Consider the following 21,350-nt stretch of genomic DNA (forward strand, 5'->3'; position numbering starts at 1 on the left):
TCGCCCCCGCCGCCCCTACCCGTCCCATCCCTGGGGGCTCCGCCCCCAAACCCCCGCATCGGCCTGAACGGCCTCGTCCTCAAACGCCGGACAGGCTGAAGAGTGCGGACCGGGGTGGGCGGGTGACCGGGGTGGGTGAAGCATCGGCCTCCGGCCTCGTCCTCGAACGCCGGACGATCAGAAGCTTTTAGGGGCGCGGGGAACTGCGCGACCAGCCCCCACCGGCCCGCGGCCAAACGAATCGGGCGCGCGGGAGATCCGGGGCGCAGCCCCGGCACCAGGGGCGCGGGGAACTGCGCGAACGGCCCCCACCCGCCCGTAGCTGACGGACGGGGCCGGGGTCTGGGGCGGAGCCCCCAGGGATGGGTCGGGTAGGGGCGGCGGGGGCGAAAAAGGCGGGCTCAGCCCGCGGGTGTCGTCAGGTGGACCGTGCCGTCGGGGCCCGCCAGCAGCACAGGCGTCGCCGCCCCACCGAGGTCCCGAACCGCCGCCCGGTCCTCCGAAGACACCTCCCCCGCCTCGGACACCACCACCGCCGCCTCAAGAGACTTCGCCCCGGACGCCACCGCCATCGCCACCGCGGTACGCAACGCGCTCAACCGCAGGGAGGGAAGATCCACCGTCCCCGCGACATACGTACGGCCGGTCTCATCACGGACGGCCGCCCCCTCCGGCACCCCGTTGCGCGCCCGCGCGGAACGGGCCAGGGTGACGATCTTGCGGTCCTCGGGGTCAAGCGCGCTGCTGTCGGTCATGTTCAGAGCATACGAAGGGATCGGGAGCCGCACGCACACACCTACCCGCACACACCCACCCGCGCAGACCCGGCAACACAGACCTAACCGGCCACGGGATACATCGAGCCCCGTCGGCCCTCCGGCGAGGCCAGCCACTCCAGCTTCGCCGCCGTGTTCGCCTCCGGCAGCGGCGTGTGCAGCACGATCGTGAGATCGGGCCGCGCGGGCACCTTCATCGCGGTGGACTCGACGGCGAGCAGCCCGACGAGCGGGTGGTCGAGCTCCTTGCGGATCTGCCCGGCGTCCTCGATGTCCCGCTCTTCCCACAGCGTCGCGAACTCCGGTGAGGCATCCCGGAGTTGATCCAGTACCTCCTGGTACCCCTCGTCGTCCGGCGCCGCCGCGCACGACGCGCGGAACTGGGCGACGACCGTGCGCGCGTTCTTCTCCCAGGTCCGGGACTGCCCCCGGTACAGCGGGTCGGTGAAGAAGTCGATGATGCAGTTCTGCGTGTTGTCGGGCCGCATCCCGAGAACCATCCCGGCGGCGTCGTTGTACATGACGCAGTTGTAGTAGGGGTCCATGATGTGCGCCGGATACGGCATCCACGTGTCGATCAGCCGCCGCAGCCCGTCGCACATGTCCCGGACCTCGGGCGCGACCTCCGGCGCGGGCGGGTTCAGCCCGGCGAGCAGGTACAGATGGCGTCGTTCGGCGTTGCTGAGCCGCAGCACGCGGGCGACCGCGTCGAGTACCTGGGGCGAGACGGAGATGTCCCGCCCCTGCTCCAGCCACTGGTACCAGGACGCGCCGACGCCCGCGAGCACGGCCACCTCCTCGCGGCGCAATCCGGGCGTGCGGCGGCGGGCCCCGCCGTCCGGCAGACCGGCCTGGGCCGGTGACACCCTCGCCCGGCGGCTCATCAGGAAGTCCCGCAGCTCACGCCGTCGTTGGGTCCTGAGCACGTCCTCCGTCACGCGTGAATCCCCCTGTTGGTGACTGGTGGTGCGACCACCAGCATAAGTTCCCGCTCCCCACGGATATTCCGACGGCCGCACGCTCTTGCCATGGCGATCGACACCACCGAAACCACATCCGCTTCCCCAACTGCCCACCCCCCGCTCGGCACCCGGCTGTCGACCCGCGACAAACTCGTCCTTTTCGTGCTGTGCGCCGCGCAGTTCATGGTCGCGCTCGACTTCTCCGTACTGAACGTGGCACTGCCCGTGCTCGGCAGGGACCTGGGCATGAGCCAGTCCGCGCTGCAGTGGGCGGTCACCGCCTTCGCCCTGCCGTCCGGCGGCTTCCTGCTCCTCTTCGGCCGCATCGGTGACCTGTACGGCCGCCGCAGGCTCTTCCTGACCGGCCTCGCCCTCTTCGGTACGGCCTCGCTGCTGGCGACCTTCGCCTGGGACCCGGCGTCGTTCCTGACGGGCCGGGCGTTGCAGGGCCTCGGCGCGGCGGCGATCGTGCCGACGGGCATGTCGCTGCTGACGACGACGTTCCCCGAGGGCCCGGCGCGCGACCGTGCGCTCGGCATCTCCGGCACGCTCCTGTCCCTCGGCTTCACGGTCGGCATGGTGGCCGGCGGCGTCCTGACCGACGTACTGAGCTGGCGCTCGACGATGGGCCTGCTGTCGGTCTTCGCACTGATCGTGCTGCCACTGGCCCCAGGCCTGCTGCCCGAGTCCCGCACCCCCGACCGCCCGCGCCTGGACATCCCCGGCGCGGTCACCGTCACCGGCGGTCTGCTGGCCCTGATCTACGCCCTGTCGACGGCCGCCGAGCGCGGTTTCGGCGGCGCGGACGTCATCGCGACCCTCGCCGCGGGTGTGCTCCTGCTCGCCGCCTTCGTGTACGTCGAGTCCCGCGCCCACGCCCCGCTCGTCAGCCTCCCCATGCTGCGCCGCCGCACGGTGGCGTGGGGGAACCTGGGCGGTCTGGTCACCTTCTCGATGATGTCGACGGTCGTGTTCGCGCTGACGCTGTACCTCCAGGAGACCCTCGGCCTGTCCGCGTTCGAGACGGGGCTGGTCTTCGGGGTCCAGGGCGTCATGTCCGCCGTCGCCGGGGTGTACGCCCCGAAGGTCATCGGCCGCTTCGGCGCCCGCCGTACGCTGGTCGGCTCGCTCGCCGGTCAGGGCCTGTTCGTGGCGGGGCTGGTGCTGCTGAACGCCCACACCTGGTCGGTCTGGCTCGCCACCGCCGCGGTCTCGCTGGCCAGCATGTGCCACCTGGGCGCGATCATCTCGTACGGCCTGACGGTGACCTCGGGCGTTCCCGACGAGGAGCAGGGGCTGGCCACGGGCCTGGTGACCTCCACCCAGCAGGTCGGCATCACGATCGGCATCCCGCTGCTGGGTGTCCTGGCGACGACGTCGAGCGACCTGCTGGCCGGTGTCCACACGGTCCTTGTCCTGGACGCGGTGATCGTCCTGGCGGCGGCGGTGCTGGTCGCGGCCGGGCTGGGCCGCGACCGCTCACGCCCGGTCGAGGCGGAGGCGCTCGGCCTTCGGTAGGCCGGCGACGACGAGATCGTAGGAATCCTCGACGAGCTCCCGGACCAGACGGTCCGGGAGCTCGCCGTCGACCGTCACCGTGTTCCAGTGCCGCTTGTTCATGTGATAGCCCGGGATGATCAGCCCCGGGTGCTCGCCGCGCAGCCGGACCGCGTCCTCCGGGTCGCACTTGAGGTTGACCGTGAGCGGGCGCGCGTCCAGTCGTGTCAGCGCGAAGAGCTTGCCGAGCACCTTGAAGACGGAGATGTCCGGGGCGAAGGGGAATTCCTCGACCGTCGCGTTGAAGGACAGACAGAACGCACGCAGCTGCTGCGGTTTCACTCCCACGTCTCCTTCGCCCACATCGCCTTCGCCCACGTCCCCTTCTCCGACGGCATCACTCGGACGTCTTCTCCTCCTCGGACGGCTCCGCTTCCACCGGGCCGACCGGCTCGACGAGCACCGTGACGATCTTGTTCCGGCGTCCGGCCGCGGCCTCGGCGGTCAGCCGCAGCTCGCGCCCGTCGGGCAGTTCGACCACCGAGGAGGCACCGGCGATCGGAACCCGCCCGAGTGCCTTCGCCAGCAGTCCACCGACCGTCTCCACGTCCTCGTCGTCGTACGCCTCGAAGCCGTACAGCTCGCCGAGGTCGCCGATGTCGAGACGGGCGGTCACCCGGTAGCTGTCGTCGCCGAGCTCCTGCACGGGCGGCAGCTCGCGGTCGTACTCGTCGGTGATCTCGCCGACGATCTCCTCGAGGATGTCCTCGATGGTGACGATGCCGGCCGTGCCGCCGTACTCGTCGATGACGACGGCGACGTGGTTGCGCTCCTGCTGCATCTCGCGCAGCAGGTCGCCCGCGTTCTTGGTGTCGGGCACGAAGGTCGCGGGCCGCATGGCCGTGGACACGAGCTCGGACTCGGCCTCGCGGCTGATGTGCGTCTTGCGGGCCAGGTCCTTCAGGTACACGATCCCGACGACGTCGTCCTCGCTCTCCCCCGTGACGGGGATGCGCGAGAAGCCGGACCTCAACGCCAGGGTGAGGGCCTGGCGGATGGTCTTGTACCGCTCGATGACGACGAGGTCGGTCCTCGGCACCATCACCTCTCGTACGAGGGTGTCGCCCAGCTCGAAGACGGAGTGCACCATGCGGCGCTCCTCGTCCTCGATCAAAGACTCCTTCTCGGCGAGGTCGACCAGCGCGCGCAGCTCGGCCTCGGAGGCGAACGGACCGCGCCTGAAGCCCTTGCCGGGCGTCAGCGCGTTGCCGATGAGGATGAGGAGGGGCGGGATCGGGCCCATGATCCTGGCCAGCGGCAGCAGGACGTACGAGGCCGCCGTCGCCGTGTTCAGCGGGTGCTGGCGACCGATGGTGCGGGGCGAGACGCCCACGGCGACGTACGAGACGAGGACCATGACCCCGATGGCGACGACGAGGGCCTCCCAGGTCTCGTCGAACTCCTTCAGGCAGGCGTACGTGACGAGCGCGGCGGCGGCCATCTCGCAGGCCACGCGCACCAGCAGGGCCACGTTCAGATAGCGGGTCGGGTCGGCGGCGACCTGGGCGAGCTTGGCACTGCCGCGCCGCCCGGACCGTACGGCCTCCTCCGCGCGGAAGCTGGAGACACGCGCGAGGCCCGCCTCCGCGCAGGCGGCGAGCCAGGCGACCACGACCAGCGCGATGGCACCGATGACGAGCTGCGGACTCATGAAACGGTCGGGGCCGGCGAGGGGCCCGTCATGCCCTTCTCCGCGCGCCAGCCGTCCACGATGGCGGCCTGCAGACCGAACATCTCGGCCTTCTCGTCCGCCTCCTCGTGGTCGTAGCCGAGCAGGTGCAGCACTCCATGGACGGTGAGGAGGTGCAGTTCCTCGTCCATGGAGTGCTGTGTGGGAGCTTCCTTGCCCTGCCGCTCGGCGACCTCCGGGCACAGGACGATGTCACCGAGGAGTCCCTGCGGGGGCTCGTCGTCGTCCTTGGACGGCGGCCGCAGCTCGTCCATGGGGAACGACATCACGTCGGTGGGCCCCGGAAGGTCCATCCACTGGATGTGGAGCTGCTCCATGGCGTCGGCGTCCACGACGATCACCGAGAGTTCGGAGAGCGGGTGGATGCGCATCCGCGCGAGTGCGTAGCGGGCGATGTCGAGGATCGCCTGCTCGTCGACCTCGGTTCCGGACTCGTTGTTGACGTCGATCGACATGGTGCTCGCTTGTCTACTTCCCCTTGTGGCCGGCTTTGCCGCGGCTCTTGTGGGAGCCGTTCTCGGTGCCGTTCTCGCTGTCGTACTTCTCGTACGCGTCGACGATACGGCCGACCAGCTTGTGCCGTACGACATCGTGGGACGTGAGCCGCGAGAAGTGGACGTCGTCGAGGCCCTCCAGGATGTCCTGGACCTGGCGCAGACCCGACTTCGTCCCGTTCGGGAGGTCGACCTGTGTCACGTCGCCCGTGACCACGATCTTCGACTCGAAGCCGAGACGGGTGAGGAACATCTTCATCTGCTCGGCGCTCGTGTTCTGGGCCTCGTCCAGAATGATGAAGGCGTCGTTCAGCGTGCGGCCTCGCATGTAGGCGAGCGGCGCGACCTCGATGGTCCCCGCCGCCATGAGCCGCGGGATGGAATCGGGGTCGAGCATGTCGTGCAGCGCGTCGTAGAGGGGCCGCAGGTAGGGATCGATCTTCTCGTAGAGCGTGCCGGGCAGGAAGCCGAGCCGCTCGCCCGCCTCCACCGCCGGGCGGGTGAGGATGATCCGGTTGACCTGCTTGGACTGCAGCGCCTGTACGGCCTTCGCCATGGCGAGGTACGTCTTGCCGGTACCGGCGGGGCCGATGCCGAAGACGATGGTGTGCTTGTCGATGGCGTCGACGTACCGCTTCTGGTTGAGCGTCTTGGGTCGGATGGTGCGGCCGCGCGAGGACAGGATGTTCTGCGTGAGCACTTCGGCAGGGGTTTCCTGACCGTCGCCCTCCCCGTTCTCGCTCGCCCTGAGCATGGCGATCGAGCGTTCCACTGCGTCCTCCGTCATCGGCTGCCCCGTGCGGAGCACCAGCATCATCTCGTCGAACAGGCGCTGGACGAGAGCGACTTCACCGGCGTCGCCGACCGCACTGATCTCATTGCCCCGGACGTGGATGTCGGCCGCCGGGAAGGCCTTCTCGATCACGCGAAGCAGCGCGTCTCCGGAACCCAGCACGGTCACCATGGGGTGCTTGGCCGGGACGGTGAAATGCGCTCGTGCCTGCCCCGAAGCGGGGCTGTGAGCTGTGGGTGTCTGAGTCATGGGCCGGCTCTGAAGGCCTGCTTTTCCTCCTTGATCGGCACGCTTGCCACGGGGGCAGCCTTGCGGTTCCAAGGGTACGACGGTGGGGTGACAGTGCCGTAGGGCTTTTCGGCGCGGGTTCGGGGGCCGGGGCGGGGCCCCGCACCCAGGGACACGCGGAACCGGTCGCGCGGGGCGGGGAGCGTCAGGCCGACCGGCGGAAGCCGATGGTCGGGACCGCCCGCCGCAGCGGCCACGGGCGGGTCACCTCCGGAAGCAGGCTCTCCAGGAAGGCGTACCGGCGCAGCGCGGCCGGTTCCTGGTCCTCGACGGACTGGACCCGGCGCCACCACGCCGCGATCTCGGCCCAGCCGGGCGCCGAGAGGGAGCCGCCGAACTCCTGGACGGAGAGCGCGGCGGTCAGCCCGGCGAAGGCGAGCCGATCGGCGAGCGGCCAGTCGGCGAGGGTGCCCATCACGAACCCGGCGACGAAGACGTCACCGGCACCGGTGGGATCCAGGGCCTCCACGGCGATCGCGGGGACCTCGGCGGTCTCCCCGGTACGGCCGTCCACGGCGTACGCGCCCTCGGCACCGAGGGTGACGACGGCCAGTGGCACATACTCGGTCAGCGCGTGCGCGGCGGCCCGCGGACAGTCCGCCCCCGTGTACCGCATCGCCTCGTCCGCGTTCGGCAGGAACGCCTCGCAGTGCTCCAGGTCCGCGAGCCCGGCCAGGTCCCAGCGCCCGGTGTCGTCCCAGCCGACGTCCGCGAAGATCCGGGTGCCCGCACGCGCGGACTCGGCGATCCAGTGCGCGCGCGTGCCGGGCGTCAGCGAGGCGACGGCGGCACGCGCGCGGGGCGCGTGTTCCGGCGCCGGCTCCTCCGGCGGCGGCTCGTGCCCGTGGCTGACCATCGTCCGCTCGCCCTCGTACGCCATCGAGACGGTGACCGGCGAATGCCAGTCGGGCACGGTGCGCGACGGGGCGAGGTCGATGCCCTCGCCCTGCTCCAGGGCGTCCCAGCAGTACTCCCCGTAGTGGTCGTCCCCGAAGGCCGCCGCCAGGGAGGTCTTGAGGCCGAGGCGGGCGAGCGCGGTCGCCATGTTGGCGACGCCGCCGGGGCTCGACCCCATGCCGCGCGCCCAGGACTCGGTGCCGCGCACCGGAGCGGTGTCGAGCCCGGTGAAGATGATGTCGAGGAAGACGGTGCCGGTGAGGTAGACGTCCCAGGGCGGGTCCTGAGGGGTGCGCAGACCGGCGAGCGGGTCGACGTGAGCGTGACAGTACGGTCGCTCTCCGTTGGTCTCGATCACGGTGCGCTCCCTGAGGTGGTGCGGATTCAGGCCAGTGTGCACCAAACGGCACACGGCACGGCGCCGGTCGAGGCCGGAGCGGACCGATGAACGGCGGCCGGGTGAAATCCCCCTGTCTACCCCATCCTTCCCCCCGTAAACAGAACGTGACCCGGATCACACCTCCCCACCTACGTCGCACCCCCACCCGCTTGATACAAATTGCCCGCGCGTTCCTGTCCGTCGACAGCCGCCCAACCCCCCTTATCGAGCCGCTCTTTCGCATGCCCTGGGAACGCCCGTGTCCGCCCGCACCACCACGCCCTGGCCCCTCGTCGCCCTTTTCACGGCCGGGTACCTCGCCCCGTACCTGCTCCCGACCACCGTCGGCCGGCTGAGCGCGGGCCTCCCCCTCTCCGCCACCGAGGCCGGTTCCATCGGCAGCGCCCTGCTGCTGAGTTCGGCGACGGCGGGCTTCCTGCTCGCGTCCCGGGTGGAGCGCTTCGGCCCCCGCGGACTCGCCCGCGGCGGCCTGCTCCTGGCCGCCGCCGGCTATGGCACCGCCGCCCTCACGACGACCGTCCCCCTGGTCGTCCTGGGCGCGATCGTCGGCGGCCTCGGTTCCGGCACGATCACCAGCGTCGCCGCCACCGGGATCGCCGGCCAGCGCGACCCCCACCGCACCACCACCCTGGGCCTGCTGGGCGTCTCCGCCCTCGCGGGCGCGCTGTATCTGACGATCCCCCACCTGGGCCCGGGCCACGGCCAGCCCCTCGCCGCGATCGCCGTCACCGCGCTGCTCGTACTGCCCGTGACCCGCCGCCTCCCCGCCGCCGGGGCCCCCGAGACCCTCCACACCCCCGCCGCCCGCACGCTCCACACCCCCGCCACTCCCCTCCCCCACCGCCGCGCCGGACTCGTCCTGGCCGCCGCGATGCTCTGCTGGTCCCTCGCCCAGAATTCACTCTGGGGTGTCAGCGGCCGGATCGGTCTGCAGCAGGCGGGGTTGACGGAGGTGACCGTCGGCGCGGTCTTCGCGGTGGCGCTCGGCGCGGGGCTGCTCGGGGTGATCGGCGCGGGCGCACTCGGCCAGCGCCTGGGCCGTGCACTGCCCATCGGCGCGGGCACGGCCCTGATCGCCGGATGCATCGCGCTCAGCGCGGCGGCCACCGACCTGACGTCGTTCGCGACGGGCGAGATCGCCTGGAACACGGTCTACCCGGTGGTGCTCTCCTACGTCATCGGCCTCGCCGCGTCCCTGGACCGGCGCGGCCGGTGGGCGGTCCTCGTCGGCTCCGCCTCCTCGCTCGGCACGGCGTGCGGTCCGCTCGCGGGCAGTCTGCTCTCCGCGCGGGTCGGATACCCGGCGATGGGCGTGATCCTGGCCCTCGGCCTGCTCCTGATCACCGGTCCGATGACGGCCGTGGCCCTGCGCACCCGGCGCGCAGCGCCGCTCCCGCAAGAGCACCCGGTCGTGGAGATCCCGGTCATGGAGATCCCGGTCGTCGAGATCCCGCTCGACGCCGTCCCGGCGCCCCGGACGGCGTACGACACGGCAGGGCCCCGGCAGGCGACCGCGGGTGCGGCGGCCGGACCGGGGCCCGGAAGCAGGTAGTCCCGCCGCGGTCTATCCGAACTCGTACGCCTCGACCTCGGCGAGGTAGCGCGCCCGCCGCTCCTCGTCGTGCTCGAGGAAGGACGCCACGAACGAGTTGCGCGCCAGCTCCCGCATCCGCTCCCGGTCCAGCCCCAGCGCCTCGCGCACGGCGTGGAAGGTGTCGCCGATGTACCCGCCGAAGTACGCGGGGTCGTCGGAGTTGACCGTGCACAGCAGCCCGGCGTCCAGCATCGCGGGCAGCGGGTGGCCCTCCAGGACGTCCACGGCGCGCAGCCGTACGTTCGACAGCGGGCAGAGCGTCAGCGGCACCCGGTCCCGTACGAGCCGCTCGACCAGCTCGGGGTCCTCCATGCAGCGCAGCCCGTGGTCGATGCGCTCGACGCCGAGCACGTCCAGCGCCTCGGTGATGTACGCCGGCGGCCCCTCCTCGCCCGCGTGGGCGACGCGCCGCAGGCCGAGCGCGGCGGCGGCCTCGTAGACCTCGCGGAACTTGACCGGCGGGTGCCCGACCTCGGCGGAGTCGAGGCCGATGCCGACGATCCGGTCGAGGTAGGGCTTCGCGGCCTCCAGGGTCGCGAGCGCCGACTCGGCGGACTCGTCGCGCAGGAAGCACATGATCAGCTGGGTGGAGACGCCGTGCGTCTCCTCGCTGCGGGACAGCGCGCGGTGCAGCCCCTCGACGACCGTCCCCATGCCGACGCCCCGGGCGATGTGGGCCTGCGGGTCGAAGAAGATCTCCGCGTGCCGCACACCCTGCGCGGCGGCCCGTGCGAGGTAGGCGTCGGCGAGGTCGGCGAAGTCCTGCTCGGTCCGCAGGACGGCCATGAGCTCGTAGTACAGGTTCAGGAACGACTGGAGGTCGTCGAAGAGATACGCCTTGCGCAGCTCCTCGGTGTCCGCGTAAGGGAGCGTGACGCCGTTGCGCGCGGCGAGCTCGAAGGCCAGCTCGGGTTCGAGGGTGCCTTCGATGTGGAGGTGCAGTTCTGCTTTGGGGAGGGGCATCGAAATATCGTACGGGCGTGTACCGACGATCTCGTGCGATGACGCCTCGTCGACTCGTACGACGACGGCTCATCGCCGCTTCGGCAGCGGCACCCGCACCAGATCGTGCGCCACGGTCAGCTCCCCCTCGAACCCGGCGGCCCGGGCCTGCCGCTCGAACTCTCCCTCAGGCTCCGAGTACCGCTGGCTGAAGTGCGTGAGCACGAGATGCCGTACGCCCGCGTCCCGCGCCACCCGGCCCGCCTGACCGGCCGTCAGGTGACCGTGGTCGACGGCGAGCTGGTGATCCCCGTCCAGGAACGTCGACTCGATGACGAGGAGGTCGCAGCCCTCGGCGAGGGCGTCCACGCCCTCGCACAGCCGCGTGTCCATGACGAACGCGAACCGCTGTCCGCGCCGCACCTCGCTCACGTCGTCGAGCGAGACCCCGCCGAGCGCGCCCTCGCGCTGGATCCGGCCCACGTCCGGCCCCTTGATCCCGTGCTCCGCGAGCAGCTCGGGCAGCATCCGCCGGCCGTCCGGCTCGACCAGCCGGTAGCCGAAGGACTCCACGGGGTGGGAGAGCCTGCGGGCCTCCAGGGTGTACGAGGGGGTGGTCGCGAGCACCCCGTCCGCCTCGACCGGTGCCTCGGTCAGCTCGACGGTCTCGCGGTAGGCCGTCGCGTACCGCAGCCGGTCGAAGAAGCGCTGCCCGGAGCGCGGGTAGTGCGCGGTCACCTCGTGCGGGACACGGTCGAGGTTGATGCGCTGGATCACCCCGGCGAGGCCGAGGGAGTGGTCGCCGTGGAAGTGGGTGACGCAGATCCGGTGCAGGTCGTGCGCGGCGACCCCGGCTCGCAGCATCTGCCGCTGGGTGCCCTCACCGGGGTCGAAGAGCAGGCCCTCCCCGTCCCAGCGCAGCAGATAGCCGTTGTGGTTGCGGTGCCGGGTGGGGACCTGGCTGGCGGTGCCGAGGACCACCAGTTCACGTACGGACAAGGTCGGTTACCCCGGCGGCCACTGCATGCCACGGCCGCCCAGGAGGTGGGCGTGCGCGTGGAAGACGGTCTGGCCCGCGCCGCTGCCCGTGTTGAACACGATGCGGTAGCTCTCCAGCTTCTCCTCGGACGCCACCTCGCCGGCCTCGCGCAGCAAGTCCGCGGCGATGGCGGGCTCGGCGGCGGCGAGGGAGGCCACGTCCGGGTGGTGCACCTTGGGGATGACCAGGATGTGCGTGGGCGCCTGGGGGTTTATGTCGCGGAAGGCGACGGTCGTGTCGGTCTCCCGGACGACGTTCGCGGGAACGTGCCCCTCGACGATCTTGCAGAACAGACAGCCGTCCTGCGCTTCTCCCGACATGCGTGTGCCTCCTCACGCCGTCTGATCATTACGTCGTGCATCGTATCGGCCTCGATAGGTGCGGGTGGGTGTCCGGATCAGAGCTCCGGGAGCGTCGGTGCCGCCTTGGCGGGGTTCTCCGCGAGCGCGGCCAGCGCGATCCGGATCGCCTCGTCGAGCTGCGCGTCGCGCCCGGCCGCGTAGTCCTGCGGCGTCTGGACGACCTCGACGTCCGGGTCGACACCGTGGTTCTCCACGCCCCACCCGTAACCGTCCAGCCAGAACGCGTACTTGGGCTGGGTGACGAGGGTGCCGTCGACGAGCCGGTACCGGCTGTCGATGCCGACGACCCCGCCCCACGTCCGTGTCCCGACGACCGGCCCGATGCCCAGCGCCTTGATCGCCGCGTTGACGATGTCGCCGTCCGAGCCGGAGAACTCGTTGGCGACGGCGACGACCGGTCCGCGCGGCGCGTCCTCCGGATAGCTGTACGGCCGCATCCCGCGCGGCAGGTCCCAGCCCACGATCCGCCGCGCGAGCTTCTCCACGACCAACTGGGAGGTGTGGCCGCCGCGGTTCTCCCGGACGTCCACGACCAGACCTTCCCTGGCCACCTCGACCCGCAGGTCGCGGTGGATCTGGGCCCAGCCGGGCGCCTGCATGTCGGGCACATGGAGATAGCCGAGCCGTCCGCCGGACTTCTCGTGGACGTAGGCGCGCCGGTCCGCGACCCAGGCGTGGTAGCGCAGCGGCTCCTCGTCGGCGAGCGGGACGACGACCGCGTGCCGCGGATCGCCGCCGCCCGACGGGGAGACGGTCAGCTCGACCGGCTTGCCCGCGGTGCCCACGAGCAGCGGCCCGGGTCCGGCCACCGGGTCCACCGGCTGCCCGGCGACCGCGACGATCGCGTCCCCCGCGCGCACCGCGACGCCGGGCGCGGCGAGCGGCGCCCGCGCGTCCGGGTCGGAGGTCTCCGAGGGGAGGATCCGGTCGATGCGCCAACTGCCGTCCTCGTGACGGGAGATGTCCGCCCCGAGCAGTCCCTGCGCCCGGTCGCCGCCGCCCCAGCCGCCGCGCGGGGTCACGTACGCGTGGGAGGTGCCGAGCTCGCCCTGCACCTCCCACAGCAGGTCGACGAGGTCGTCGTGGGTGGCGACCCGTTCGAGCACCGGCCGGTAGCGGTCCAGTACGCCTTCCCAGTCGACCCCGCCCAGGTCGGGCCGCCAGAAGTTGTCGCGCATGAGGCGGCCGGTCTCGTCGTACATCTGCCGCCACTCGGCGGCCGGGTCGACGGTCTGGCGGACCCGGGACAGGTCGACGGTGATGTTCGTGTCGCTCTCGTCGTCGTTCGAGGCGCGGCGGTCGCTGGGGACGACCTTGAGCTTGCCGTCGGTCCACAGCAGGACGCGTTTGCCGTCGCCGCTGACGGCGAAGTGGTCGGCGTCCACGGCGAGGTGCTCGACGCGCTGCTGGGCGAGGTCGTACCGCTCCAGTTCGGTCTTCGGGTCCGGGTCGTTCGGGGTGGCGCGGGAGGCGCCGAGGACTCCGACGACCGGGTGGCGCAGCCACAGCAGCCCGTCCTTGGCGGCGCGCAGGGTCGAGTAGCGGGCCGCCTCGACGGGGAACGGGACGATCCGGTCGGCGAGTCCGTCGAGGTCGATCCGGGTGGTGGGGGCGCCCTCGCTGTCGGGTGTCTCGTCCTTGTCGGGTGCCTCGAAGGGGCGGCCGTGGCGCTGCGGTCCGAAGGGGGACGGGGTGGTCGCGGCCAGGGTGATCAGATGCGGCCGGGAGCCCCCGACGAACGCGAGGTCGAAGACGTGTTCGTCGTAGACGGGGTCGAAGGAGCGGGCCGAGAGGAAGGCGAGGTGCTTGCCGTCGAGGGTGAACGCGGGTGCGTAGTCGCGGAAGCGGAGCGGGGTCGCCTCGGTCACCGACAGGTCGGCGGTGTTGGCCAGCTTGAGCTGGCGCAGCGGGCGCGGGCCGGGGTGCGACCAGGCGAGCCAGGCGGAGTCCGGCGAGAAGACCAGCCCGGAGACCTCGCCGTCCTCGCTCCGGTCGACCTCCCGTACCTCTCCGGTCTCCCGCTCGACGAGCAGCACCCGTCCGTCGTGCGAGGCGACGGCGGCGCGGCTGCCGTCGGGGGCCATGGAGAGCCCGAGGACCCGCCCCAGCTGTCCGGCGGCGAGCCGACGCGGGGTCGCTCCGGGCGCGAGACCGGTCGCCGGGGCGAACTCCAGCGCGTCGTCGCCCGCCGCGTCCGTCACCCACACCACGTACTCCTCGCCCTCCACCCGGAAGGCGCGGGGCAGCCGGGCGCGCACACCGGGCCGGGCGGCGAGCGCGCGGGCCGGTCCCGAGCGGTGGGTGACCCAGTGGACGGCGCCGCGCACGGAGACCGCGCTGCCGCGTCCGGTGTGGTCGGGGGCGGCGGCCGAGAACCAGCGGGAGGCGCTCACGAGGTGCGGCTGCTGGTCGACGCGCTGCCCGCCGAGCCGCAGGTCGAGTCGGCGCGGCTCGGCGCCGTCCAGGTCGTCCAGGAGCCACAGTTCACCGGCGGACGCGTACACGACCCGGGCGCCGTCGGTCGCCGCGTGCCGGGCGTAGAAGCCGTCGATCGGCGTGTGACGGCGCAGATCGGAGCCGTCGGCGAGGGAGGAGTAGAGCGCTCCGACACCCTCGTGGTCGGACAGGAAGGCGACGCGCTCCCCCACCCACAGGGGGTATTCGAGGTTCCCGTCCAGGTCCTCGTGCAGCCGTACGAACTCGCCGGCCACCACCCCGTCGCCGCCGGCCCTGTCGATCCACAACTTGCCCGCCGTGCCGCCCCGGTACCGCTTCCACCAGGCGGCCTCGCGCCCCATCGGAGCGGACAGCAGCAGCACACCCGGACCGCCGTGGACCACATCGCCGACCGGCCCGTACGGGAGGGTGGTCGCGGGGCCCCCGTCGAGCGGGACGGCCCGGGCCCAGCTGCGGCGCAGGCTGGCCTGGCCCTGGGTGCTGAGCGCGAGCACCTGGCCGTCCGGGGTCCAGCCGCGCACCTGGGTCTTCGAACTCCCCCAGTACGTCAGCCGCGTGGACGGTCCGCCCTCCAGGGGTGCGGCGTGCACCTCGGGCGCTCCGTCGCGGGTCGACGTCCAGGCGACGGTCGTACCGTCCGGGGAGATGCGGGGATGGTTCACCGGCATGTTGTCGGCGCTGACCCGCCAGGCGCGACCGCCGCCGTCGAGGGGGGCGACCCAGACGTCGTCCTCGGCGGTGAAGGCGACCAGCTCGCCGTGCAGATGCGGAAATCGGAGATACGCGGGCGATACCGACGACGCGGACGATGCAGACTGAGTCACCCGATCACCCTATGCAGGGACAGCTCGGCCCGACAGGGGTTTGGATCACTTGCCCTGGGAGGGCCAGCAGGTGGGATCGCCCTTGCACCACATGGTCTTCGTCACCGTGACGGTGGTGGTGGGGCCCGGACGGTGGTAGGTGGGCGCGCCGTAGGTGGGGGGCGTGTACGAGGGCGTGCTGGGGGCGTTGCAGTTGCCCAGTACGTTCACGTGGAACCACTTCTTGCCGCCCACCTTGGCCGTCAGGTCCCCGCGGACGCACTTGCCCTCGACCTCGCGGGTGACCTTCCCGGTGATGGTGATCTCCCGCCGGTCCTTGGTCTGCCCCCGGCAGTCCACCTCCACGACGGAGGGCGTGGAGCTCGAGGCCGACGGTGTGCGTCCCGGGGTGTAGGCCTTGTTCCCGCCGCCGTAGGACCCGGTGCAGCTCAGGTACTGCACGTCGACGTGCCGCCGCTGCAGCTCCGCGGTCCCTGCCCGGTCGGTCGTGTACGCCACCGCGGAGGCGCTCAGCCCGCCGACCGGTTCACACGCGGCCACCCCGAAGGCGCTCACCACGGCGAGCCCGGCGACCATCGGTCCCCGACGGCCCGTCACCAGTCGCCCCACCAATCGTCGAATACGCATCAATGCCCCCATAGACGGCAGAGTGCCACTGTCACGGGCGTCGCGGTAGACCCCATACGGCCACTACACACCCTCGGGCGCCCCCGTCGAACGCGTATGCGTGAAACTCTGTCAGGTCCGCAGGAGGAGCCACTCCTGAAGTTCCACCAGATTGCCCTCGGGGTCCTTGAGATGGGCGACCCGCATCCGGTCCGTCATGAAGTCCGGCCCATGCACGAGGACGGCGCCGCGCGAGGTGATGGCCTCGCAGTAGGAGTCGAGGTCGTCGACGCGCAGGACCACCAGCGAGCGGTGGCCGCTCGCCGAGTCGCCCAGTTCACCGAGTATCCGGGCCATCATCGCGCGGTCCTGGAGCGCGATGCCCGCCGAACCGACGGTGGGACTGAACTTCTCGTACGGTCCTTCGGTCGCGCCCGACTGGGGCTTGAGGCCGAGGACCTCGGCGTAGAAGTGGTAGCAGACCGGGAAGTCCGAGACGAGCAGCCGTACTTGGGCGAGTTCCAAGGCGTCCCCCGTGCGCGCGAGGTCAGGACCAGCGGCCGGTGCGCGCCATCAGCAGCGCGGTCGCCACCGTCCCGGCGGTCGATGTACGCAGCACGGTACGCCCCAGGTGGCACGTCTTCGCGCCCGCCCCGGTGAACAGCTTGATCTCCTCGGGGGAGATCCCGCCCTCGGGGCCGACCACCAGCACGATCTCGCCCGAGGTGGGGAGTGCGGCCGTCACGAACGGCTCGGTGCCGACCTCCGTGTCCTCGTGCAGCACCGCCGCGAAGTCGGCATTGGCCAAAAGTGCGGCAACCTGTTTGGTCGTCGCCGCGTCCGCGACCTCCGGGAAGCGCACCCGGCGCGACTGCTTGCCGGCCTCCCGGGCCGTGGCCCGCCACTTGGCGAGCGCCTTCAGACCCCGGTCGCCCTTCCACTGGGTGATGCAGCGGGAGGCGGCCCAGGGGACGATCGCGTCGACGCCGGTCTCGGTCATCGTCTCCACGGCCACCTCGCCCCGGTCGCCCTTGGGGAGCGCCTGGACGACGGTGATACGGGGCTCCTCCGCGGGCTCCTCGCTGTACGAGTCCATCTGGACGATCAGCCGGTCCTTGCCCTCGGTGGCGACGACCACGCACTCGGCCCACCGTCCGGCGCCGTCCGTGAGGACGACGTCCTCACCAGGGTTCAGCCGCTTCACGGAGACGGCGTGGCGCCCCTCCGGGCCGTCGAGCACGTACCGTCCGCCGCTGCCCGCCTCGAAGTGCTCGACCACGAACACCGGTGCCGTCATCGAACCTCACCCCCCGCTTCCCCGGCGGCCGACAACGCTGTCCTGGCCTCCTCGAGCTCCGCGCTCAGCACCTCCACCAGCTGCCCGGCGGGCAGCTCGCGCGCCATGCGGTGCCCCTGCCCCGCCCACAGCGCCATGCCCTGCGCGTCGCCCGCCTTGGCCGCCGCCTTGCGCAGCGGGGAGGTGAGGTGGTGGACCTCGGGGTACGCGGCGGGCGCGTACGGGCCGTGCTCGCGCAGGAAGCGGTTCACCAGGCCGCGCGCCGGCCGGCCGGAGAACGCGCGCGTCAGTTCCGTCCGTACGAACAGCGGGTTGGTCAGCGCCTGCTTGTGCACGGCGTTGGCGCCGGACTCCGGGGTGGCGAGGAACGCGGTGCCGAGCTGCGCCGCGTTCGCGCCCGCGGCGAGCACCGCGGCGATCTGGCTGCCGCGCATGATGCCGCCGGCGGCGATGATCGGGATGTCCACGGTCTCGCGGACCTGCGCGATCAGCGACAGCAGCCCGATACCCGTGCCGTCCGTCTCCGGGTTGTCGCGGTGGGTGCCCTGGTGGCCGCCCGCCTCCACGCCCTGCACGATGACCGCGTCGGCGCCGGCCCGCTGGACGGCGAGGGCCTCCTCGGCCGTGGTCGCGGTGATCACGGTGAGGGTTCCGGCGCGGCGCAGGGAGTCCAGGACGTCGGTGCTCGGGATGCCGAAGTGGAACGAGACCACCGGCACCGGGTTGTCGTGGAGGACGGCGAGCTTGGCGTCGTAGCCGTCGTCACGGCCACTGTCCGGTTCACCGAGTTCGGTCTCGTACCAGGAGGACTCGCCCGCGAGCTGGTGGGCGTAGACCTCGACCGCGGCGGGGTCCGCGTACTCGGGCTGCGGCATGAACAGATTGACCCCGAAGGGGCAGCCCGTGAGCCCGCGCAACTGCTTGATCTCCTGGTACATGCCGTCGGCGGTCTTGTACCCGGCGGCAAGGAACCCGAGCCCGCCGGCCTCGGACACGGCGGCCGCGAGATCCGGGACGGAGACGCCGCCCGCCATGGGGGCCTGCACGATCGGGTGAGGGAAGAGATCGGTCAGTGCGGTGGACATGACGGCATGTTGTCACGTCCTCCGAACAAGTCCGAATCGGGCCTTCCGCCTGGCATAGGCCACCGGGATGGACGGTCGAGCGCCCGGGGGCGGAGCCCCCGGGAACACCCGTCAGCGACCGTTGAACGCGTCCTTCAGCCGCGAGAACAACCCCTGCTGCCCGGGCTGGAACTGCCCCGTGGGCCGCTCCTCGCCCCGCAGTATCGCCAGCTCCCGCAGCAACCGCTCCTGCTCGGGATCGAGCTTCGTGGGCGTGGTCACCTCGACGTGCACGATGAGGTCACCGCGGCCACCGCCCCGCAGATGCGTGACACCCCGCCCGTGCAGCGGGATCGACTGCCCGGACTGCGTGCCCGGACGGATGTCGACCTCCTCGAGACCGTCGAGGGTCTCCAGCGGCACCTTGGTGCCGAGCGAGGCCGCGGTCATCGGAATGGTCACCGTGCAGTGCAGATCGTCCCCGCGCCGCTGGAACGTGGAGTGCGGCAGCTCGTGGATCTCGACGTAGAGGTCACCGGCGGGACCGCCACCGGGCCCGACCTCGCCCTCGCCCGCGAGCTGGATCCGCGTGCCGTTGTCGACACCGGCGGGGATCTTGACGGTCAGCGTGCGACGCGACCGGACCCGTCCGTCACCGGCGCACTCGGGGCAGGGAGTCGGGACGACGGTCCCGAAGCCCTGGCACTGCGGACACGGCCGGGAGGTCATGACCTGCCCGAGGAAGGACCGCGTGACCTGGGACACCTCACCCCGCCCGCGACACATGTCACAGGTCTGGGCCGAGGTACCCGGCGCCGCGCCCTCACCGTTGCAGGTGGCGCAGACGACGGCCGTGTCGACCTGGATGTCCTTCGTCGTGCCGAAGGCCGCCTCGTCCAGCTCGATCTCGAGCCGGATCATGGCGTCCTGGCCACGCCGCGTACGCGACCGCGGACCGCGCTGCGACGCCGTACCGAAGAAGGCGTCCATGATGTCCGAGAAGTTCCCGAACCCACCGGCGCCGAAGCCGCCCGCACCGCCGCCGCCCGACTGGGACAGCGGGTCGCCGCCGAGGTCGTAGACCTGCTTCTTCTGCGGGTCCGACAACACCTCGTACGCGGCGTTGATCTCCTTGAACCGCTCCTGCGTCTTCGGATCGGGATTGACGTCCGGGTGCAGCTCGCGTGCGAGCCGCCGGAAGGCCTTCTTGATCTCGTCCTGGGACGCGTCGCGGCGCACGCCGAGTACGGCGTAGTAGTCCGTGGCCACTTAAGACTCCGCCAGGATCTGTCCGACGTACCGTGCCACCGCTCGTACCGCTCCCATCGTGCCGGGGTAATCCATGCGGGTCGGTCCGACCACGCCGAGTTTCGCTACTGCCTCGTCGCCCGAACCGTAGCCGACCGAGACCACGGACGTGGAGTTGAGTCCCTCATACGCGTTCTCGTGACCGATTCGCACGGTCATGCTCGAATCCCCGGCCTCACCAAGCAACTTGAGAAGCACAACCTGCTCCTCCAGCGCTTCGAGCACCGGCCGGATGGTGAGAGGGAAGTCATGTCCGAAGCGCGTCAGATTGGCGGTTCCGCCGATCATCAGCCGCTCCTCGGTCTCCTCGACGAGCGTCTCCAAAAGAGTGGAGAGCACCGTCGCGACCGTACCTCGGTCCTCCGCCTCGAACGCGTCCGGGAGGTCCTGCACGAGCTGCGGGACGTCCGCGAAGCGACGGCCCGCGACCCTGCTGTTGAGCCGGGCCCGCAGATCCGCGAGAGACGTTTCTCCGAACGGGGCCGGGCAGTCGATCATGCGCTGCTCGACCCGCCCGGTGTCCGTGATCAGCACGAGCATCACACGGGCGGGGGCGAGGGACAGCAGCTCCACATGCCGCACGGTCGATCTCGTCAGCGACGGATACTGCACGACGGCGACCTGCCGGGTCAGCTGCGCGAGCAGCCGCACGGTCCGCCCGACGACATCGTCGAGATCAACGGCACCATCCAGGAAGTTCTGAATGGCCCGCCGCTCGGGCGCGGTCATCGGCTTGACGCCGGCGAGCTTGTCGACGAAGAGCCGATAGCCCTTGTCGGTGGGGATCCGCCCGGCACTGGTGTGCGGCTGGGCGATGTACCCCTCGTCCTCCAGGGCCGCCATGTCGTTGCGGACGGTGGCCGGGGAGACTCCCAGCCGGTGCCGCTCGGTCAGCGCCTTGGAACCGACCGCGACCGGCTCGTCGGTGCCGACATAGTCCTGGACGATGGCGCGCAGCACTTCGAGCCTGCGTTCACTGAGCATCGCGCACACCTCCAGCTCTCGACCCCTCGGCGCCTCGCTTGGCACTCAGCGTGTGCGAGTGCCAGCATTCCCCGGCCCAGTGTACGGCCGGTGGGTACGGCCCCGGCAAGGGCGGCCCCGCGATCTTGTGCAAGGTGCACGGACGTACACCGACGTGTCCCGTGATGTCACACCGTCCCAGCCCCTGATGTCGTACCGTCCACGCTCTCACCGCTAGCGTCGGCGTATGAAGGTGACTTGGGAAGAGGCGGGGTGGGAGCAGCTGACACCGCGGGTGGGGCGGCGGCGGCTTCCGGTCTGGGACTGCACGGTCGGGCTGGTCGTGGGCGAGGGCGGGGCGCTGATCATCGACCCGGGGTCGAGCCTCGCGGAGGGCGCACGGTTGCGCGAGGAGGCGCAGGCGCTCGCCGGCCGCCGTGTGACCTTCCTCGCGCTCACCCACCCCCACTTCGACCATGTCCTCGGCGCGGCGGCGTTCGCGGGCGCGGAGGTGCTCGTCGCGGGCGGCTCGGCCGAGGTGTACGAGCACGGGCGCGAGGAGCTGTACACGGACGCGGTACGGGGCGGGCTGGACGCGCGGGCGGCGGAGAACGCGGCGGACACCCTGGTGCGTCCCCGGCACTACGTGTGGGGCACCCGACATCTCGAGCTGACCGGCGGCGTCGAGGTCCTGCTGGTGCGGACGGGCGAGGGCCACACCGCCCACGACCTCGTGGTCGTGGTGCCGGGCGAGCCGACGGTGGTGTTCTGCGGCGACCTGGTCGAGGAGTCCGGCGAGCCCCAGGCGGGCCCCGACGCCGTACCGTCGCGTTGGCCCGGGGCTCTCGACAGGTTGCTCGAACTCGGGGGCGAGGACGCGCTGTACGTGCCCGGTCACGGAGCGGTCGTGGACGCCGGGTTCGTACGGTCCCAGCGGGACGCGCTGGCCGCGCGTTTCGGCGTGTCGGGTATCGGCGGGCCGGGTCTCGCCACGCCGGGTTTCGAGGCGTCGGATTTCGGCGTGTCGCGTTGAGCGC

20 protein-coding genes are annotated in these 21,350 nt (G+C 71.5%); 3 read left to right on the forward strand and 17 right to left on the reverse strand.

All coding sequences use genetic code 11. The features are described from left to right. Positions 1 to 401: 401 nt before the first annotated feature. Both OG798_RS20205 and OG798_RS20210 read right to left on the reverse strand, forming a co-directional pair. Positions 402 to 755: a cytidine deaminase gene (locus OG798_RS20205; protein ID WP_095854747.1), complete on the reverse strand. Its 354-nt coding sequence runs from the start codon at positions 753 to 755 to the stop codon at positions 402 to 404. An 83-nt stretch (positions 756 to 838) separates the two neighbouring features. Then, the gene (locus OG798_RS20210) at positions 839 to 1,660 is read right to left on the reverse strand and encodes a helix-turn-helix transcriptional regulator (protein ID WP_095858085.1); all 822 of its coding nucleotides are present in this window, start codon (positions 1,658 to 1,660) and stop codon (positions 839 to 841) included. Between the two features lie 144 nt (positions 1,661 to 1,804). On the opposite strand from OG798_RS20210, the gene OG798_RS20215 reads away from it, so the two are divergent. Continuing rightward, on the forward strand, positions 1,805 to 3,256 hold the full coding sequence (locus OG798_RS20215) for an MFS transporter (protein WP_121416177.1): 1,452 nt from the start codon (positions 1,805 to 1,807) through the stop codon (positions 3,254 to 3,256). Here OG798_RS20215 and OG798_RS20220 read toward each other — a convergent pair. From OG798_RS20220 to OG798_RS20240, 5 genes are all read right to left on the reverse strand, one after another. Next, positions 3,218 to 3,577 carry an MmcQ/YjbR family DNA-binding protein gene (locus OG798_RS20220; RefSeq protein ID WP_095854745.1) on the reverse strand — a complete coding sequence of 120 codons (360 nt, stop codon included), beginning with the start codon at positions 3,575 to 3,577 and terminating at the stop codon, positions 3,218 to 3,220. The genes OG798_RS20215 and OG798_RS20220 overlap by 39 nt on opposite strands. A 55-nt stretch (positions 3,578 to 3,632) precedes the next feature. Beyond that, positions 3,633 to 4,946 (reverse strand): hemolysin family protein, encoded by a 1,314-nt coding sequence (locus tag OG798_RS20225; protein ID WP_095854744.1) that lies wholly within the window; start codon positions 4,944 to 4,946, stop codon positions 3,633 to 3,635. After that, positions 4,943 to 5,440, reverse strand: coding sequence for an rRNA maturation RNase YbeY (ybeY, locus tag OG798_RS20230; RefSeq protein WP_054235448.1), 498 nt, complete (start codon positions 5,438 to 5,440; stop codon positions 4,943 to 4,945). The genes OG798_RS20225 and ybeY overlap by 4 nt, the downstream gene beginning before the upstream one ends. Before the next feature lie 13 nt (positions 5,441 to 5,453). Continuing rightward, a complete protein-coding gene (locus tag OG798_RS20235; protein WP_060896461.1) occupies positions 5,454 to 6,521 on the reverse strand; it encodes a PhoH family protein in 1,068 nt (355 codons plus the stop codon). 184 nt (positions 6,522 to 6,705) lie between these two features. Beyond that, positions 6,706 to 7,815 (reverse strand): carbohydrate kinase family protein, encoded by a 1,110-nt coding sequence (locus tag OG798_RS20240; RefSeq protein ID WP_179436578.1) that lies wholly within the window; start codon positions 7,813 to 7,815, stop codon positions 6,706 to 6,708. 280 nt (positions 7,816 to 8,095) lie between these two features. Here OG798_RS20240 and OG798_RS20245 point away from each other — a divergent pair, with 280 nt between their 5' ends. Then, on the forward strand, positions 8,096 to 9,409 hold the full coding sequence (locus OG798_RS20245) for an MFS transporter (RefSeq protein WP_097225977.1): 1,314 nt from the start codon (positions 8,096 to 8,098) through the stop codon (positions 9,407 to 9,409). 12 nt (positions 9,410 to 9,421) lie between these two features. Here OG798_RS20245 and OG798_RS20250 read toward each other — a convergent pair whose 3' ends face one another. The 10 genes from OG798_RS20250 to hrcA form a co-directional block, all read right to left on the reverse strand. Beyond that, positions 9,422 to 10,414: an adenosine deaminase gene (locus OG798_RS20250; protein WP_121416175.1), complete on the reverse strand. Its 993-nt coding sequence runs from the start codon at positions 10,412 to 10,414 to the stop codon at positions 9,422 to 9,424. 69 nt (positions 10,415 to 10,483) lie between these two features. Beyond that, the gene (locus OG798_RS20255) at positions 10,484 to 11,392 is read right to left on the reverse strand and encodes a ribonuclease Z (protein ID WP_095854740.1); all 909 of its coding nucleotides are present in this window, start codon (positions 11,390 to 11,392) and stop codon (positions 10,484 to 10,486) included. Between the two features lie 6 nt (positions 11,393 to 11,398). Beyond that, positions 11,399 to 11,752: a histidine triad nucleotide-binding protein gene (locus OG798_RS20260; protein WP_121416174.1), complete on the reverse strand. Its 354-nt coding sequence runs from the start codon at positions 11,750 to 11,752 to the stop codon at positions 11,399 to 11,401. Positions 11,753 to 11,829: 77 nt separating this feature from the next. Continuing rightward, positions 11,830 to 15,075, reverse strand: coding sequence for a S41 family peptidase (locus tag OG798_RS20265; RefSeq protein WP_095854738.1), 3,246 nt, complete (start codon positions 15,073 to 15,075; stop codon positions 11,830 to 11,832). Between the two features lie 45 nt (positions 15,076 to 15,120). After that, positions 15,121 to 15,702 carry a hypothetical protein gene (locus OG798_RS20270; protein WP_257039460.1) on the reverse strand — a complete coding sequence of 194 codons (582 nt, stop codon included), beginning with the start codon at positions 15,700 to 15,702 and terminating at the stop codon, positions 15,121 to 15,123. Positions 15,703 to 15,813: 111 nt separating this feature from the next. Next, a complete protein-coding gene (locus tag OG798_RS20275) occupies positions 15,814 to 16,206 on the reverse strand; it encodes a VOC family protein (RefSeq protein ID WP_095854736.1) in 393 nt (130 codons plus the stop codon). Between the two features lie 22 nt (positions 16,207 to 16,228). Continuing rightward, complete coding sequence (locus OG798_RS20280) at positions 16,229 to 16,978, reverse strand: 16S rRNA (uracil(1498)-N(3))-methyltransferase (protein ID WP_095854735.1); 750 nt, start codon at positions 16,976 to 16,978, stop codon at positions 16,229 to 16,231. Then, the gene (locus OG798_RS20285) at positions 16,975 to 18,063 is read right to left on the reverse strand and encodes a nitronate monooxygenase (protein ID WP_095854734.1); all 1,089 of its coding nucleotides are present in this window, start codon (positions 18,061 to 18,063) and stop codon (positions 16,975 to 16,977) included. The genes OG798_RS20280 and OG798_RS20285 overlap by 4 nt, the downstream gene beginning before the upstream one ends. Before the next feature lie 111 nt (positions 18,064 to 18,174). Further along, positions 18,175 to 19,311 carry a molecular chaperone DnaJ gene (dnaJ, locus tag OG798_RS20290; protein ID WP_067369954.1) on the reverse strand — a complete coding sequence of 379 codons (1,137 nt, stop codon included), beginning with the start codon at positions 19,309 to 19,311 and terminating at the stop codon, positions 18,175 to 18,177. Then, on the reverse strand, positions 19,312 to 20,334 hold the full coding sequence (gene hrcA / locus OG798_RS20295; protein ID WP_067369957.1) for a heat-inducible transcriptional repressor HrcA: 1,023 nt from the start codon (positions 20,332 to 20,334) through the stop codon (positions 19,312 to 19,314). A gap of 226 nt (positions 20,335 to 20,560) precedes the next feature. Here hrcA and OG798_RS20300 point away from each other — a divergent pair, with 226 nt between their 5' ends. Next, positions 20,561 to 21,346: an MBL fold metallo-hydrolase gene (locus tag OG798_RS20300; protein ID WP_328757437.1), complete on the forward strand. Its 786-nt coding sequence runs from the start codon at positions 20,561 to 20,563 to the stop codon at positions 21,344 to 21,346. The last annotated feature ends 4 nt before the right edge of the window (positions 21,347 to 21,350 follow it).

This window comes from Streptomyces sp. NBC_00271 (assembly GCF_036178845.1).
Lineage (GTDB): Bacteria > Actinomycetota > Actinomycetes > Streptomycetales > Streptomycetaceae > Streptomyces.

Excerpts from the sequence above, each read along its gene's own strand:
- OG798_RS20215 (WP_121416177.1), top strand. The coding sequence starts at position 1,805 with ATGGCGATCGACACCACCGAAACCACATCCGCTTCCCCAACTGCCCAC.
- OG798_RS20260 (WP_121416174.1), bottom strand. The coding sequence starts at position 11,752 with ATGTCGGGAGAAGCGCAGGACGGCTGTCTGTTCTGCAAGATCGTCGAG.
- OG798_RS20250 (WP_121416175.1), bottom strand. The coding sequence starts at position 10,414 with ATGCCCCTCCCCAAAGCAGAACTGCACCTCCACATCGAAGGCACCCTC.
- OG798_RS20270 (WP_257039460.1), bottom strand. The coding sequence starts at position 15,702 with ATGCGTATTCGACGATTGGTGGGGCGACTGGTGACGGGCCGTCGGGGA.
- hrcA (WP_067369957.1), bottom strand. The coding sequence starts at position 20,334 with ATGCTCAGTGAACGCAGGCTCGAAGTGCTGCGCGCCATCGTCCAGGAC.
- OG798_RS20300 (WP_328757437.1), top strand. The coding sequence starts at position 20,561 with ATGAAGGTGACTTGGGAAGAGGCGGGGTGGGAGCAGCTGACACCGCGG.
- ybeY (WP_054235448.1), bottom strand. The coding sequence starts at position 5,440 with ATGTCGATCGACGTCAACAACGAGTCCGGAACCGAGGTCGACGAGCAG.
- OG798_RS20205 (WP_095854747.1), bottom strand. The coding sequence starts at position 755 with ATGACCGACAGCAGCGCGCTTGACCCCGAGGACCGCAAGATCGTCACC.
- OG798_RS20225 (WP_095854744.1), bottom strand. The coding sequence starts at position 4,946 with ATGAGTCCGCAGCTCGTCATCGGTGCCATCGCGCTGGTCGTGGTCGCC.
- OG798_RS20210 (WP_095858085.1), bottom strand. The coding sequence starts at position 1,660 with ATGAGCCGCCGGGCGAGGGTGTCACCGGCCCAGGCCGGTCTGCCGGAC.
- OG798_RS20285 (WP_095854734.1), bottom strand. The coding sequence starts at position 18,063 with ATGTCCACCGCACTGACCGATCTCTTCCCTCACCCGATCGTGCAGGCC.
- OG798_RS20280 (WP_095854735.1), bottom strand. The coding sequence starts at position 16,978 with ATGACGGCACCGGTGTTCGTGGTCGAGCACTTCGAGGCGGGCAGCGGC.
- OG798_RS20235 (WP_060896461.1), bottom strand. The coding sequence starts at position 6,521 with ATGACTCAGACACCCACAGCTCACAGCCCCGCTTCGGGGCAGGCACGA.